A 16,423-nucleotide genomic window follows, 5' to 3' on the forward strand; every position below is an offset into this window, starting at 1 on the left:
TCATATGGATGTATATAAAATCAATGGCGGCAATCGCTTAAAAGGGACCATCAAAGTCAGTGGTGCAAAGAACAGTGCGGTGGCACTAATCCCCGCAACCCTTTTAGCCGATTCCCCAGTAACTATAGAAGGTCTACCTGAAATTGCGGATGTTTATATCTTAAAAGAAATTTTAGAAGAATTAGGAGCTACCGTCACATTTGAAAATGGTGTGATGGTCGTGGATCCAACTAACATCCAGGACATGGCGTTACCGAATGGTAACATTAAAAAATTACGGGCCTCTTACTATTTAATGGGAGCGATGCTTGGCAAGTTTGGCCACGCAGCAATCGGTCTTCCGGGAGGCTGTCACTTAGGACCTCGTCCAATCGACCAGCACATAAAAGGTTTTGAGGCGCTTGGTGCAAAAGTGACAAATGAACACGGAGCTATCTATTTGCGTACAGAACAACTGGAAGGTACCAAAGTGTATCTGGATGTTGTCAGCGTAGGTGCTACCATCAATATCATGCTAGCAGCTGTGCGTGCCAAAGGCCGTACAATTATTGAGAATGCCGCAAAAGAACCTGAAATCATTGATGTGGCTACTCTTCTTTCTAATATGGGTGCCAACATTAAAGGGGCAGGAACCAACATCATTCGTATTGAAGGTGTCGATGCGTTGCATGGCACGAACCACACCATCATTCCAGATCGTATCGAAGCAGGTACATTTATGATCATGGCGGCACTTATTGGTGACGGTATACTTATTGAAAATGTCATTCCTCTTCACTTAGAGGCACTAATAGCCAAGCTGCAAGAGATGGGTGTTGTGATTGAAGAGCGAGACGATTCATTGTTCATTCCACGTGTAGAGCATTTGAAGAGTGTCGATGTGAAGACGCTGGTCTACCCAGGCTTTGCCACGGATCTTCAGCAGCCGTTCACAGTGTTGATGACGCAAGCTGATGGAACATCGGTTATTACCGATACGATTTATTCGGCTCGTTTCAAACAGATTGATGAATTGCGCCGTATGAACGGAGAGGGTCGCGTCGAAGGCAGCACAGCCATCATTAAAGGGCCTACTGCGTTAGAAGCAGCAAGTGTTCGAGCAAGTGATTTACGTGCAGGAGCAGCGCTTGTGTTGGCTGGTCTTATCGCAAAAGGGGAAACAGAAGTTCACGACATTTATCACATTGAGCGTGGCTACGGGAACCTGATTGAAAAGCTAACCGCACTGGGTGCCGATATTCGACGAGTGACGCTTGAACATGTCGAAATTAGCAATGCAGACAGCTCTTTGTAATGGTACAATAAGACAGGTTTAGAAAACGCTTGGCAGGAGGAGAAACGATGGAACGAAGTTTATCAATGGAATTAGTACGTGTAACTGAGGCGGCAGCGATTGCGTCTGCACGCTGGATGGGACGCGGGTTGAAGATGGAAGCAGATGATGCGGCTACAACCGCAATGCGTTCTGTATTCGACACAATTCCTATGGAAGGTGTCGTCGTAATCGGTGAAGGTGAGATGGACGAAGCGCCGATGCTGTATATCGGTGAAAAGTTAGGCCTAGGGATTGGCGGACCACAAGTTGATGTGGCTGTTGACCCACTTGAAGGGACCAACATCGTCGCGTCAGGCGGCTGGAATGCGCTTGCTGTTCTAGCAATTGCTGACCGTGGCAACCTACTCCATGCACCGGACATGTACATGGACAAACTAGCGGTAGGTCCAGAAGCTGTCGGCATGGTCGATATTGATGCACCTGTCATCGATAACTTAAAGGCCGTTGCTCGTGCCAAAAATAAAGATATTCAAGACGTTGTGGCGACGATTTTAAACCGCCCACGTCATCAACAGATCATCGACGAAATTCGTGCTTCAGGTGCCCGCATCAAGCTTATCAATGACGGAGACGTGGCAGGTGCCATTAACACGGCGTTTGATGAGACGGGTGTCGACATTTTGTTCGGCATGGGTGGAGCACCAGAAGGCGTTATCGCAGCTGTTGGATTAAAGTGTCTCGGAGGAGAAATCCAAGGACGTCTTGTTCCTCATGAAGAAGGCGAACTCGAGCGCTGCATTAAAATGGGTCTAGACGTGAACAAAGTTCTTCGCATGGAAGATCTTGTTCGTGGCGATGACGCCATCTTTACAGCAACAGGTGTAACAGACGGAGAACTTCTTCGTGGCGTTCAGTTCAAAGGTGGCTATGCAGCAACTCATACGTTGGTTATGCGTGCTAAGTCAGGAACTGTTCGGTTTGTTGAAGGCCGTCACAGCTTGAAAAAGAAACCAAATCTCGTCTTGTAAGAAATAGAAGCTCCGCACAGGGATAGCCTTGTGCGGGTCTTTCTATCTTGCTAGGAACTCCCTACAGAATTACTACCAAGACCCCTTCACGTTCAATCTATCTTCCAATGAAAAGTGATCCCAAAAGTAAAAAATAACTAAGAGTGTGGTGCCAAAATGACCCAGCATACATTAAATGAACTGGAAAATATGACGTTAAAAGAACTTTACGAGTTGGCGAAAAGATATAAAATCGCTTCGTACAGCAAATTAACGAAAAAAGAATTGATTATCTCCATCTTGAAATCTCGTGCAGAACAAGAAGGCTTTTTCTTCATGGAAGGCGTACTTGAGATCATTTCTTCAGAAGGCTTTGGTTTCTTGCGTCCTATCAACTATTCGCCAAGTTCTGAGGATATCTATATTTCAGCTTCCCAAATCCGTCGTTTTGACTTACGGAACGGAGACAAAGTAACCGGGAAAGTGCGTCCTCCCAAAGAAAGCGAACGCTATTATGGCTTGTTACATGTAGAGCTTGTCAATGGGGAAGACCCAGAGACTGCTAAAGAGCGCGTTCATTTCCCAGCATTGACACCTTTATATCCGGATCGCCAATTAAAGTTAGAAACCACACCAGAACGTTTGTCTACTCGTATCATGGATCTAGTTGCACCGGTCGGCTTTGGTCAACGTGGCTTGATTGTGGCTCCGCCAAAAGCAGGGAAGACGATGCTGCTTAAAGAAGTGGCCAATGCCATCACGACCAATCATCCAGAAGCAGAACTGATTGTTCTTTTGATCGATGAGCGTCCTGAAGAGGTAACGGACATTGAACGTTCTGTAAAAGCAGACGTTGTCAGTTCAACGTTCGATGAAGTACCTGAGAACCATGTGAAAGTAGCAGAGCTTGTCTTAGAGCGAGCGATGCGTCTTGTAGAACACAAACGTGACGTCATCATCTTAATGGATTCCATCACACGACTGGCTCGTGCGTATAACTTAGTCATTCCACCAAGTGGCCGTACTTTGTCGGGTGGTATCGACCCAGCAGCCTTTCACCGTCCTAAGCGATTCTTCGGAGCCGCTCGGAATATTGAAGAAGGGGGCAGCTTGACGATTCTGGCAACAGCCTTAGTGGATACCGGTTCTCGTATGGATGAAGTCATTTATGAAGAATTCAAAGGAACAGGAAACTTGGAGCTTCACTTAGATCGCCAATTAGCGGAGCGTCGTATCTTCCCGGCACTGGATATTCGCCGTTCAGGTACACGAAAAGAAGAGTTGCTGATTCAAAAAGCGCAGCTGGATAAGCTATGGGCTATCCGCAAGACATTCTCAGATTCTCATGACTTTACTGAGCGTTTCATGCGTAAGCTGAAGCAGACGAAAAACAACGATGCGTTCTTTCAACAATTAGCAGATGAGATGAAGGCGCATAAAGCCAATAAAGCATCGCTTTAAGACAATTTTTTTCAAATCAATGTCTTGAAATGCATGACAAAACATGCTATTCTATACGTTGTAAGTTTAATTATTTCTGTTACATATGTGGCTGACTCAATCGGGCCATGTAAGGTATCAGTTTTTCATAACCAACTCTGTTCCAGATGGTTCAGGGCGAGAGGAGAGAAATTAGATGAAATCAGGAATTCATCCAGACTACAAAGAAGCAACAGTAACTTGTTCATGTGGTAACTCATTCAAAACAGGTTCTGTAAAAGAAAACATCAACGTCGAGTTCTGCAGCGAGTGTCACCCATTCTACACAGGACGTCAGAAATTCGCAGCAGCGGATGGTCGTGTTGATCGCTTCAACAAAAAATACGGTCTTAAAGAAGAGCAACAAAACTAAGAACCTAAATACCTGTGGGGCATTTGCCTTGCAGGTATTTTTTAAATTTAGATGTGGAAGGCGTTTGCCCAGAAATGCTTCGGGAATCAAGCGTGCGCATAGAGGCGCTCTTGCCTCTGTGTGTGCGATTGATTTTCGAATGTATTTCTAACGCCTGGAACTTGATTGCGTTAGATGTGGAAGGCGTTCGTCGCGATTCCAATTATTCCCTCTAGGGTACCTGTGCACCGCACAATTCACTACAATTTTATAATTATTCACTCAAGGCATTCGTAGCGCTCAATAGATTGTATACTCTTGCAATTGTGGTGAATAAACAGAATTGTATGGTGCACAGGTACCGCTTAAAAACAACCTAAAAAAGGGGTCCCAACATGGCACAACTATTTTTCAAACACGGCGCAATGAACAGTGGGAAATCCATTGAGATTCTCAAAGTCGCGCACAATTATGAAGAGCAAAACAAACAGGTCATCATCTTTACACCAGCGATTGACACACGTGACGAAGTGGGAACAGTCGCAAGTCGCATTGGACTCAAACGCCAAGCAATCCCTGTCTATGATGAGACGAATCTATTCGACTATGTGAAAAACCAGAACGAACGAATCTACTGTATACTCATCGACGAGGTGCAGTTCATTTCTAAAGAACAAGTTCAACAACTGACCCAAATTGTAGACGAACTTAATATTCCGGTAATGGGATTTGGTCTGAAAAATGACTTCATGAACGAATTGTTTGAAGGTAGCCGCTATATGTTGACCTATGCCGACAAGATTGAAGAAATGAAAACCATCTGCTGGTTCTGCCATCGCAAAGCGACGATGAACCTTCGCGTAGATGAAAACAAAAAGCCAGTGCGAACTGGCGCTCAAATCGTCATTGGTGGCAATGACAGCTACTATCCGGTCTGCCGGAAGTGTCATGCTAACCCACCACTTTAACTAAATGTGAAACTCGATTCCAGTAGATGTGAAAATCCGCTCATTGTGAAAATGAGCGGTCGTTCTTTGACTGAAACGGTGGTTTATTAAGACGTAAGCCACATTTATTAGGACGAAACACGAATTTATTCGACATAAATCAGTTTTAATGAGACCAAGTCGTTTTATGGAAACTATTTCAACCCTGCACCACACGTAATGAAACCCAAACCCTAAATTACCCAAACCCTAAATTACCCAAACCCTAAATTACCCAAACCCTTAAAAAAAACCCAAACCCCAGGAGGTGTCCTCATGTTTGATCGCTTACAAGCCGTAGAAGATCGCTACGACAAATTGAACGAAATGCTTTCCGATCCAGATATCGTCAACGATACCAACAAGCTTCGTACGTATTCTAAAGAACAATCTGACCTACAAGAAACAGTCGACGCATACAGAGAATACAAAGCAGCAAACGAACAATTGGCAGAGGCCAAAGGAATGCTGGATGAGAAACTCGATGCTGACATGCGTGAAATGGTCAAAGAAGAAGTCAACGACCTAGAAAAACAAGTTCAACAACTAGAAGATCGTCTGCATGTTCTGCTCATTCCAAAAGATCCGAACGATGACAAAAACGTTATCATGGAGATTCGTGGAGCAGCAGGTGGCGATGAGGCTGCATTATTTGCCGGCAGTTTATTCCGCATGTACAGCCGCTATGCTGAAACCAATGGCTGGAAAATCGAGATTATGGATTCTTCTCCAACAGGTCTTGGTGGCTACAAAGAAGTCGTCTTCATGATTGCTGGAAATGGAGCCTTCTCGAAACTGAAATACGAAAACGGTGCCCACCGTGTACAACGTGTTCCGGAGACGGAATCAGGTGGACGTATCCATACTTCGACAGCGACAGTCGCTTGTCTTCCAGAAGTGGAAGAAGTCGATGTTGAAATTCATGACAAAGATATCCGATTTGATGCGTACGCTTCTTCAGGTGCCGGTGGACAATCCGTTAATACGACGATGTCTGCTGTTCGATTGACGCACATCCCGACCAATACGGTTGTAACGTGTCAGGATGAAAAATCGCAAATTAAAAACAAAGAAAGAGCTATGAAAGTTCTTCGCGCACGTGTTGCCGATAAATACCGTCAAGAAGCGCAAGCTGAATACGATGCAGTCCGTAAATCTGCTGTTGGTACAGGGGACCGTTCAGAGCGTATCCGTACGTACAACTTCCCGCAAAACCGTGTCACTGATCACCGTATCGGGTTAACGATTCAAAAACTCGATCAGATCATGGAAGGTAAACTGGACGAAATAATCGAAGCACTAACGATTGAAGATCAAGCTGAAAAGATGGAGAAGATGAATGAAAGCACCATTTAACAGCGTACAAGAGGCCCTTTTATGGGCTTCTTCTTATTTACAGGAAAATGACCGGGAACCGAGGGCGGCGCGCTTTTATTTACAAGATCTGCTGCACTATACATCTACTGAATTAATGATGAGGCAAACCGACCAAATGACAGACGAATTACGAGAACGCTTCAGTGAGGGAATTTATAAAATTGCCAAAGGCACGCCCTATCAATACGTCAGCGGTAGAGCAGAATTTTATGGACGCGATTTCACAGTCAGTCCAGCCGTGCTTATTCCAAGGCCGGAAACTGAAGAGTTGATCGAACAGCTGATTCGTCGTAAAAAAGAACACTTTGGAGACACCGCCGTTCGACTTGTGGATATCGGTACAGGCACGGGTTGTATTGCCACAACACTAAAGTTAGAAATGCCAGAAATAGTAGTAACTGCTGTGGATATTTCGCCACAAGCACTAGCAGTTGCAACCGCTAATGCTTCTGAACTCGATGCGGAGGTTCGCTTTTTGGAGGGGGACATGACGGCTCCTATTGAACAGCAGACATGGGACATCTTTGTTTCCAACCCTCCGTATATTGCAGCGCTAGAGAAGCAGGAAATGAACGATGTCGTACTCGATCACGAGCCGCACTTAGCCTTGTTTGCTGAAGATGACGGCCTTTACTTTTACAAAAAGATGATCAATAAACTACCACAAATTCTTGCTGAAAAAGCCATCGTCGCTTTTGAAATTGGGCATTTGCAGGGACCTGCGATTCAGCAATTACTTTCTGTTGCTTTGCCTCAGGCACGAGTTGAAGTTGTAAAAGATTTAAATGGACGCGACCGAATGGTTTTTGCAACTTTATGAATAGACTACTAGAAAGTGGGTCATGCTGATTTCAAAGGGAGGAATCGCAATGACTCATTTTCAGCGAACAGTAAAAAGACTGGATGCAGTGGAATATTTACTTTGGATGTTACTACTCGTTATGGGTGTACTACTTCTTTCAGGGCATGGTCAAGAAGAAGAACTTCGTTTTCGCGTGAAAGCAGACAATAATTCTGAACAGGCGCAACTGGACAAAGAGCATCTTGCAAACCAGTTACTGCAGAGCTTTGAATTGCCAACGACTCCAGAGGAAGTACTCTATCCTCCGAAACGAAGTGGGTTTGGTATTAGTCCTCAAGGTGTATATAAGAGTGTAGATGTACAGATTGGCGATGGACGAGGAGACAACTTTTGGTGTATTCTCGTAAAAAATAGTTGTTATGATGAAGAGGATGTTAAACAACCCAAATCATTTTTTGTCATGGTGTGGAAGCGGTGGTTTTCCACAGATGATGGGGATAGTTCTCCACAGGATGGGGATAAAATCAGTTTACAAGAAGGATGACGCGAAATGACAAAATGTGTGCATGTGGATAGGAATGGGGATAACACGAAAAGTTATCAACAGATTGTGGACAACTGGTTGAAGGGAGAGGTAGCCGCCTTCCCGACAGAGACGGTTTATGGACTGGGTGCGGATGCAAGAAATGCGGAAGCTGTCGCTAAAATTTTCCATGCAAAAGGTCGACCGGCTGACAATCCATTGATTGTGCACATCGCTAGAACCCAGCAATTGCAAGGCTTTATCGAATTTGTCCCTGAAAAAGCAAAACTGGCTATGGACATTTTTTGGCCAGGACCACTGACCGCAATCTTACCTCTAAAAAAAGGGACACTTGCACCAAATGTTTCGGCAGAGTTATCCACAGTCGGTGTTCGCATGCCGTCTCATCTCATAGCTCGTGAGCTCCTTCAATTTGCCGGAATACCTATTGCCGCACCAAGCGCAAATAGCAGTGGCAAGCCTAGTCCGACGACCGCTAGTCATGTATTAGAAGATCTAGATGGGCGAATTCCTTACATATTAGATGGCGGTCCTTCGTCAGCCGGTCTAGAATCCACAATTGTCGATTTCACAGTGGAACCACCTGCATTATTACGTCCGGGTTCGATTACAGAAGAGATGCTCACTTCAGTCATTGGGGAAATGACAGGTGCCGGAACTTTAAAAGAACAGCAGGCACCAAAAGCTCCTGGAATGAAATACACCCACTATGCACCAGATGCACCGGTGAGGTTGGCCAACTTAGATGATCCCTCTACAAAAGGCAAATTACGCGATCTTCAAAAACAAGGGAAACGAATAGCGCTCATCGCTACGAATCGTCATCAAGCGTTGCCTCATGATGAGTTCCTTTCACTTGGTTTGACGGATGATTTACAAGTGGTCAGTAGTCAACTATTTGCTGCATTACGCGCCTGCAATAAGCTGAATGTGGACATTATCGTGGCCGAGGCTTATCCAAAAGAAGGTCTAGGACATGCACTGATGAACCGCTTAGAGAAAGCAGCCGGTGGAGCTTGGTTATAAGATTAGCAATGAGTTTAAAGGTATAATGTAGTATAGGGAAAACCAATTACTGAAAGGGGAAGGTCAGCGATGAACATCCTTTTTGTATGCACGGGAAATACGTGTCGCAGTCCAATGGCAGCTGCTATTTGGAAACAAGTCGAAGGTGTTGAAATAAAATCAGCAGGCGTTTACGCAAGTAGGGGAGCAGACATGTCTTACCATGCGCAACGTGCACTCGAAGAAAAGGGTATCGACACCCAACACGCTTCGCAACCGGTCACTCGTGAACTGCTAGAATGGGCACATCTTGTTCTGACGATGACAAACTCTCACAAACAAGCGCTTGTTCAAGCTTTTCCAGATACGAGGAGCAAAGTTTATACATATGCAGAATATGCAACCCCTGAGAATCCATTTGATATCGCTGATCCTTATGGCGGTTCGTTACAAGACTATCAATTCACGCTCTATCAACTACAAGAACTTCAACAAAAAATACTCGTAAGACTAGCAAATGCCACCGACTGACACAGAGCTGTGTTGATCGGTGTTTTTTTGTAGAGGTTAAAAATTTGTTGAATGTATCGAAGGTCCAGAGATTCCCCTGCACAGCAAGGGTTGACAGAATTTCGCAAGGAGCCCGCTTCCACATCTAGTCTAAATAATGATATGATGAAAAAGAACAAACGATACAGAAAAGAGGGAATACACGTGAACATTGCCATCTCATCCGACCACGGCGGAAACACCCTACGAAAAGAAATTGGAACACTTCTAGAAGAACTCGGCCATCAAGTCACGGACTTTGGACCCCAAACAAAAGACTCTGTCGACTACCCAGACTATGCAAAACCAGTCTGTGAAGGCGTAGCTGCTGGAGAATTTGATTCCGGGATCTTAGTCTGCGGAACAGGAATTGGAATGTCAATTGCTGCTAACAAATACAAAGGTATTCGCTGTGCACTAGTGCACGACGTATTCTCAGCAAAAATGACAAAATGCCACAACAACTCCAACATCTTAGCGATGGGCGAACGTGTTATTGGCGCAGGTCTTGCACGTGAAATCGTTACGACATGGTTAGCCAACGAATTTGAAGGCGGTCGTCACGAAACACGCATTAATAAAATTGCACAAATTGAATCTACCAACTAAACCAGGCACTTCAAAGTGAGGGAGGCGTTTTGATGGAAGCGACGAAACAATGGCAAGAGCAACTGGAACACTTGCTAGAGGAACTCGAACAACTCATTGAAATCAAGCCGGCAACACTCTTTGTCGTCGGTTGCTCCACCTCAGAAGTTATCGGTAAAAAAATAGGAACGGCAGGGGCAACGGAAGTCGCAGAGGCACTTTTTGAGCCCTTAGAAGAATTTGCAAGACGAAAAGGTGTTTATCTTGCATTTCAAGGCTGTGAACATATCAATCGCGCACTTACCATGTGCCGCGAGACGGCTGAAAAGTTTCAGCTGGAAGAAGTGGCGGTCATCCCTGTCCCATCAGCAGGCGGCTCTATGTCAGCCTGTGCATATGAAAAGCTTCATGATCCTGTGGTGGTGGAACATATCCGAGCACATGTAGGTATTGATATTGGACAAACGTTGATAGGGATGCATTTGAAAGAAGTCGCTGTACCCGTTCGAACATCCGTGAAGATGATTGGTGATGCCATCGTCACCACGGCTACCACACGTCCTAAACTCATTGGTGGAAGACGTGCATTTTATGGAAATTAGGAGGAACACATAGTGAAAAACATTCAAGCGCAAGATCAAGCTGTATTTGAAGCAATGGAAAACGAAAAAACGCGTCAGCAGGCAAACATTGAACTGATTGCCTCTGAAAACTTTGTTTCACAAGCCGTAATGGAAGCGCAAGGATCTGTTCTGACCAATAAATATGCAGAAGGGTACCCAGCGAAACGCTACTACGGTGGCTGCGAACACGTCGACGTTGTGGAAAATATTGCGCGTGACCGCTTGAAAGAGCTATTTGGTGCAGAGCATGCGAATGTTCAGCCTCACTCAGGTTCACAGGCAAACATGGCCGTCTACATGACAGCTCTTCAACAAGGTGACACGATTTTAGGAATGAATCTTTCTCATGGAGGACACTTAACACATGGTTCTCCTGTTAACTTCAGTGGTATCCAATACAACTTCGTTGAATACGGTGTCGACAAAGAAAACGAACTAATTGATTATGAAGATGTGCGTCAAAAAGCACTAGAGCATAAGCCAAAAATGATCGTTGCCGGTGCAAGTGCGTATTCACGTACACTTGACTTCGCAAAATTCCGTGAGATTGCAGACGAAGTAGGCGCTTACTTGATGGTGGACATGGCACATATTGCAGGGCTTGTCGCTGCTGGCTTGCATCCAAATCCAGTACCTTATTCGCACTTTGTCACATCAACAACACATAAAACACTTCGCGGACCGCGTGGTGGCTTGATTCTAACAACCGAAGAATGGGCGAAAAAAATCGATAAAACGATTTTCCCAGGTATTCAAGGTGGACCATTGATGCATGTAATCGCTGCAAAAGCAGTAGCATTCGGTGAAGCGTTACAAGATGGTTTCAAAGCTTATCAGCAACAAGTCATTGACAATGCTCAAGCACTAGCTGCAACACTTTTAGAAGAAGGCGTTCGCATCGTTTCAGGTGGCACGGACAACCATGTCTTCCTAATTGATGTAAAAGGTCTTGGTCTGACAGGGAAAGTTGCAGAAAAAGTTTTAGATGAAGCAGGAATCACTGTTAACAAAAATACGATTCCATTCGATCAAGAAAGCCCATTTGTCACATCAGGTATTCGTATTGGAACACCTGCCGTCACATCTCGTGGCTTTAAAGAGGAAGAAATGAAAGAAATCGGCAAGATCATTGCGGATCTTTTGAAAAACCATGAAGATGAGGCTGCCACTGCTTCTGCAAAAGAGCGAGTAAAAGCTCTAACTGACAAATTCCCACTTTATGCATAATAGTTCGATACAATGGGCCACTTCTAAAAAAAATAGAAGTGGCTTTTTGTCGCAATTTTCCGTAAACTGAATTTATACATAAATCCAGACTAAGCACAAGAGGAGTGCGGGTATGAACCAACAAATTGACAGCAAAATGCGTGTTGAATTGCTGCATTGGATCAAGAAAATCGGTAGTCAGTTTGACACAAGCTATATCGTTCGTGATCCCAATCTCCCAGGAAAGCCCATCATTTATGTAAATGAGGCCTTCACCCGGAAAACAGGATTCAGTGCGAAGGATGTCGTCGGCAAAAGTGTATCGATTTTACATGGCAACCAGCAGTTCATCGAAAAAGAACAGCTAATTGATTCTGATTTTATTGCTCTCGGTTCCGTGCGCCGTGAAGTACTAAATTTTTGCAAGGACGGAACGCCTATTTGGTTCGACGTCATTGGCCAAACCTTTAAAGATCCTTATAGAAACGCAGTTTATGAAGTGGCGTTCCAATCAGATATTACCGTACAGAAACAGCAAGAAGCCATCATTGAAATGCAGGCAGAGATTTATGAGGGCATTGAAAAAGGCTATGCAATCAGCTCTTTGCTCCAAGAAATCTGTTACAAAGTAGAACAATTTCTGCCAGAAGGCTCTATGTGTAGTATCATGTATGCTAAAAACGGACAATTGTTTGCTTTAGCTTCGAACTCGCTACCAAAAGAGTACCGCGAGTTAATTCAAGGATTAGAAATTGCGCCAAACGTAGGGACATGCGGTGCAGCGGCGTATCATCAACAAGTCGTCATTACCGAAGATGTGGAGAATTCACCAAATTGGATACCTTACATTGGACAAGGGCCAAATCCATACGGTTTTAAATCTTGTTGGAGCTTTCCAATCGTCAATCATCAACGGGAAACGATTGCTACATTTGGTGTGTACTTTAAAGAAAAATCAAGTCCCTCGAAGATGGAGATGGCCTTTATTCAAAAAATTGTTCCGCTTGTGTTGTTGGCATTCCGCAACGCGGCTTACCAAGAAAAGATCTTGCATCTTGCCTATCGCGACCAAGAGACAGAGCTGCCCAATATGAACTATTTCCACACGGAAGTAAAAGAATTAGATGAGGATGCCAATAACGGGTTTGTGGCAGTCATATCACCATTTAACTACTCTGAAATCGTCGATATGTTTGGCCGAGAGGTTGCTGCTCTTGTTTTAAAAGAGCTGGGGCAACGGTTGAATGGGATTTTAGAAGAATACACGTATGTAATGAGCCGATTTACAAGTACTACTTTGATTTTGGCGGGCAATACAAAACGAGATGATTTTCAAGATATTGTAGAATTACTATTACGCGCAGGGCATTTCCCCATCAAGATTGATCGCATGGAAATTTTCATCCCTCTCCAAATTGGCGTTGTGCCTTATGGAAAGGGAGATGACGTGTATCAACTAATCCGCCAAGCAGATTTGGCTTTATCCGAAGCACGAAAGCGTAATGGGGAACAAGTTTGTTATTACTCGCCAGAAATGGACACTTCTATCAAGAGCAATATGGAACTTCAAAGTGCCATTGAAATAGGCATTCGAGAACAAGAATTTGAAGTGCATCTGCAACCAAAAGTGGACATGGAGAGTGGCCGTATCATCAGCTTTGAAGCATTGGCGCGGTGGAACTCTAGTAAGCTCGGGTTCGTCCCACCGATTGATTTTATTGATGCTACTGAAAAAGCAGGGAAGATTGATCAGCTTGAGCTGATTATCATTCATAAAGTACTTGCTTGGCAGGCGAAGCAAAAAGATGAAGGAAAAAAAGTCTATCAAGTGGCCATTAACATCTCTCCCAACCATTTCTATAAGGCGGGATTCTCTGAAAGTTTGTTAAGACTCTTAAGCGACTATGGTCTTCCACCTGAATCCATCTTGATCGAGCTGACCGAGAGTATTAATTTAGAAGATGTAGAGCAAGCGAAAGTGATTCTCACAGAACTTGCGAAAGCAGGAATCGATTGCTCGATTGACGACTTCGGGATTGGCTATTCCTCGCTTAGTTACTTACATGAACTACCTATTTCGGAAATCAAACTAGACCGCAGCTTCATCTCTCAAATTCACAAAAGCGGTACGAGAGCGGTTGTGCAGACGATCATCGACTTGGCAGACAAGCTGGATATTCGAGCGGTGGCTGAGGGTATTGAGACCTATGAGCAAATGATATTATTGCGTGGGATGAGCTGCTCAGTCGGTCAAGGGTACTATTTCCACAGACCAATGCCCCTCTCCCAAATAGACGAAATAATCAAAACGGAGGAGACCTAGGAAGTCTTCTCTTTTTTTTGCTATAATAGGTCAGAATGAAACGAAGAGGAGTGAACAGGATGTCAAAAGTTTTCGTATTTGATCACCCACTGATTCAACATAAATTAACGTATATCCGCAGTGTTGAAACAGGAACAAAGGAATTTCGCGAGTTAGTCGACGAGGTCGCCACTTTAATGGCCTTTGAAATCACACGAGACATGCCTCTTGTTGAGACGGAAGTGGAAACACCTGTAACTAAAACAAAATCCATGATCCTAGCAGGTAAAAAGATGGGGATCGTCCCAATCCTGCGTGCAGGAATTGGTATGGTCGACGGTATTTTGAAACTGATTCCTGCTGCAAAAGTAGGTCACATTGGTTTGTACCGTGATCCACAGACATTACAGCCTGTTGAATATTACGTGAAGCTACCAGCTGACGTGGAGGAACGCGATTTTATCGTAGTCGATCCAATGCTAGCTACGGGTGGTTCAGCTATCGAAGCAATCAACTCTTTGAAAAAACGCGGCGCAACTAGCATCAAATTCATGTGCTTAATCGCGGCCCCTGAAGGAGTCGAGCTACTTCAACAAGCTCACCCGGACGTGGATGTTTACATCGCGGCACTGGATGAAAAATTAAATGACCACGGCTACATCGTTCCTGGTCTTGGCGATGCTGGTGACCGGTTGTTTGGTACAAAGTAACTTTTAGATGTGGAAGGCGTTCGCCCAGAAATGCTTCGGGAATCAAGCGTGCACATAGAGGCGTTCTTTGCCTCTGTGGGTGCGATTGATTTTGGAATGTATTTCTAACGCCTGCAACTCGATTGTATTTAGATGTGGAAGGCTTTTTAAGGTACCTGTTTTTAAGGTACCTGTGCACGGAACAATTCCAATTATTCACTACAAATGATTACTTATAAAAAAGCCACATTGATTTAAAAGGCTTGTATGTATAATTATAAAATTGTAGTGAATTGTGTAGTGCACAGGTACCCAAAAGGAAAATAAAGGAGATTCATATGAAAAAGTGGAAAGTCATGACCATCTTCGGCACTCGTCCAGAAGCCATCAAAATGGCACCGCTCGTGCTGGAGCTACAAAAACAAGACGACATGGAATCGATTGTTGCTGTTTCGGCACAACACCGTCAAATGCTCGATCAAGTGTTGACGACATTCGGCATCACACCGGACTATGATTTGAACGTGATGAAGGACCGTCAGACGCTGTTTGACATTACGACTAACGTACTCCATGGTCTCAATGATGTCATGCAGCAAGCAAAGCCAGATATCGTTCTCGTCCATGGCGACACATCGACTACTTTTGTCGGAAGCCTGGCAGCATTCTATAATCAAATTGCTATCGGTCACGTGGAGGCAGGTCTTCGAACGGGCAACAAATATTCACCGTACCCGGAAGAGATGAATCGTCAACTAACAGGTGTACTGGCTGACATTCACTTTGCTCCGACTGAAAAATCAGCGGCTAACTTACGAGCGGAAAACAAGCCGGAAGAGTGGATTGTCATTACAGGAAACACAGCTATTGATGCACTCAAAACGACAGTGCGCGAAGAGTACACGCACCCCATTCTAGATACAATCGGCAGTGATCGCATGATTCTACTTACAGCTCACCGTCGTGAAAATTTAGGGGAGCCAATGCGTAACTTCTTCCGTGCCATCAATCGTCTTCTTCAAGCGCACGATGACATTCAAGTCGTTTATCCTGTGCACATGAATCCAGTCGTTAGAGAAATCGCTAATGAAGTACTGGGCAACAACCCACGTGTTCATTTGATCGAACCTTTAGAAGTCATCGATTTCCATAACCTGGCGGCCCGCTCGTTTGTCATTCTGACAGACTCTGGTGGTGTGCAAGAAGAAGCACCATCACTCGGGAAACCCGTTATCGTGTTGCGTGATACGACGGAACGCCCAGAAGGCATCGATGCCGGAACGTTAAAGCTTGCTGGTTTGGATGAAGATCGCATCTTCGAACTAACCAATGAACTATTGACGGATTCAGCAGCCTACGAAGCGATGTCCAAAGCATCCAATCCTTATGGGGACGGAACAGCATCTGCTCAAATCGTAGAGGCGCTTCGCCGTTTCCTAAATAAATAAGAAGAAATCTGCAAGTTGTCCAACGGTGCTCAGGCCCCGTTGGATTTTTTGTTCGACAGACTTGTGAGCAGGGTGGGGAGAGGAATGCCCGCGGAGCTGGATTCAATGCCCGCGGAGCTGGATTCAATGCCCGCGGAGCTGGATTCAATGCCCGCGGAGCTTGGTTCAATGCCCGCGCAATCGTATTCAA

Annotated in this window: 17 protein-coding genes; all 17 read left to right on the forward strand. The window is 44.7% G+C overall.

The window, feature by feature from the left end:
- The first annotated feature begins 4 nt into the window (after positions 1 to 4).
- The 17 genes from MKY84_RS04435 (at position 5) to wecB (ending at position 16,233) form a co-directional block, all read left to right on the forward strand.
- Complete coding sequence (locus MKY84_RS04435) at positions 5 to 1,294, forward strand: UDP-N-acetylglucosamine 1-carboxyvinyltransferase (RefSeq protein ID WP_342528056.1); 1,290 nt, start codon at positions 5 to 7, stop codon at positions 1,292 to 1,294.
- Between the two features lie 47 nt (positions 1,295 to 1,341).
- On the forward strand, positions 1,342 to 2,304 hold the full coding sequence (gene glpX / locus MKY84_RS04440; protein ID WP_342528059.1) for a class II fructose-bisphosphatase: 963 nt from the start codon (positions 1,342 to 1,344) through the stop codon (positions 2,302 to 2,304).
- Between the two features lie 156 nt (positions 2,305 to 2,460).
- The gene (rho, locus tag MKY84_RS04445) at positions 2,461 to 3,744 is read left to right on the forward strand and encodes a transcription termination factor Rho (protein ID WP_342528060.1); all 1,284 of its coding nucleotides are present in this window, start codon (positions 2,461 to 2,463) and stop codon (positions 3,742 to 3,744) included.
- A 175-nt stretch (positions 3,745 to 3,919) separates the two neighbouring features.
- Entirely contained in the window at positions 3,920 to 4,135 is a 216-nt protein-coding gene (rpmE, locus tag MKY84_RS04450; RefSeq protein ID WP_094943609.1) for a 50S ribosomal protein L31, read from the forward strand.
- Between the two features lie 74 nt (positions 4,136 to 4,209).
- On the forward strand, positions 4,210 to 4,350 hold the full coding sequence (locus MKY84_RS04455; RefSeq protein ID WP_342528062.1) for a hypothetical protein: 141 nt from the start codon (positions 4,210 to 4,212) through the stop codon (positions 4,348 to 4,350).
- Between the two features lie 159 nt (positions 4,351 to 4,509).
- The gene (locus tag MKY84_RS04460) at positions 4,510 to 5,082 is read left to right on the forward strand and encodes a thymidine kinase (protein ID WP_342528063.1); all 573 of its coding nucleotides are present in this window, start codon (positions 4,510 to 4,512) and stop codon (positions 5,080 to 5,082) included.
- Positions 5,083 to 5,376: 294 nt separating this feature from the next.
- On the forward strand, positions 5,377 to 6,456 hold the full coding sequence (gene prfA / locus MKY84_RS04465; RefSeq protein WP_342528065.1) for a peptide chain release factor 1: 1,080 nt from the start codon (positions 5,377 to 5,379) through the stop codon (positions 6,454 to 6,456).
- Entirely contained in the window at positions 6,440 to 7,297 is an 858-nt protein-coding gene (gene prmC / locus MKY84_RS04470; protein ID WP_342528067.1) for a peptide chain release factor N(5)-glutamine methyltransferase, read from the forward strand. Before prfA ends, prmC begins: the two co-directional genes overlap by 17 nt.
- A gap of 49 nt (positions 7,298 to 7,346) precedes the next feature.
- Positions 7,347 to 7,823 (forward strand): stage II sporulation protein R, encoded by a 477-nt coding sequence (locus MKY84_RS04475; RefSeq protein WP_342528068.1) that lies wholly within the window; start codon positions 7,347 to 7,349, stop codon positions 7,821 to 7,823.
- Positions 7,824 to 7,829: 6 nt separating this feature from the next.
- Positions 7,830 to 8,849 carry an L-threonylcarbamoyladenylate synthase gene (locus MKY84_RS04480; protein ID WP_342528069.1) on the forward strand — a complete coding sequence of 340 codons (1,020 nt, stop codon included), beginning with the start codon at positions 7,830 to 7,832 and terminating at the stop codon, positions 8,847 to 8,849.
- A gap of 69 nt (positions 8,850 to 8,918) precedes the next feature.
- Complete coding sequence (locus MKY84_RS04485; RefSeq protein WP_342528070.1) at positions 8,919 to 9,359, forward strand: low molecular weight protein arginine phosphatase; 441 nt, start codon at positions 8,919 to 8,921, stop codon at positions 9,357 to 9,359.
- A 183-nt stretch (positions 9,360 to 9,542) separates the two neighbouring features.
- Complete coding sequence (gene rpiB, locus MKY84_RS04490; RefSeq protein ID WP_342528071.1) at positions 9,543 to 9,986, forward strand: ribose 5-phosphate isomerase B; 444 nt, start codon at positions 9,543 to 9,545, stop codon at positions 9,984 to 9,986.
- A 32-nt stretch (positions 9,987 to 10,018) separates the two neighbouring features.
- Complete coding sequence (locus MKY84_RS04495; RefSeq protein ID WP_342528072.1) at positions 10,019 to 10,567, forward strand: TIGR01440 family protein; 549 nt, start codon at positions 10,019 to 10,021, stop codon at positions 10,565 to 10,567.
- Between the two features lie 12 nt (positions 10,568 to 10,579).
- Entirely contained in the window at positions 10,580 to 11,815 is a 1,236-nt protein-coding gene (glyA, locus tag MKY84_RS04500) for a serine hydroxymethyltransferase (RefSeq protein WP_342528073.1), read from the forward strand.
- Between the two features lie 112 nt (positions 11,816 to 11,927).
- Positions 11,928 to 14,117, forward strand: coding sequence for an EAL domain-containing protein (locus MKY84_RS04505; protein WP_342528074.1), 2,190 nt, complete (start codon positions 11,928 to 11,930; stop codon positions 14,115 to 14,117).
- Positions 14,118 to 14,176: 59 nt separating this feature from the next.
- Positions 14,177 to 14,806, forward strand: coding sequence for a uracil phosphoribosyltransferase (gene upp, locus MKY84_RS04510; RefSeq protein ID WP_342528076.1), 630 nt, complete (start codon positions 14,177 to 14,179; stop codon positions 14,804 to 14,806).
- Between the two features lie 317 nt (positions 14,807 to 15,123).
- Entirely contained in the window at positions 15,124 to 16,233 is a 1,110-nt protein-coding gene (gene wecB, locus MKY84_RS04515; protein ID WP_342528077.1) for a UDP-N-acetylglucosamine 2-epimerase (non-hydrolyzing), read from the forward strand.
- Positions 16,234 to 16,423 lie beyond the last annotated feature (190 nt).

This window comes from Chryseomicrobium sp. FSL W7-1435 (assembly GCF_038595005.1).
In the GTDB taxonomy this organism is placed as follows: domain Bacteria; phylum Bacillota; class Bacilli; order Bacillales_A; family Planococcaceae; genus Chryseomicrobium.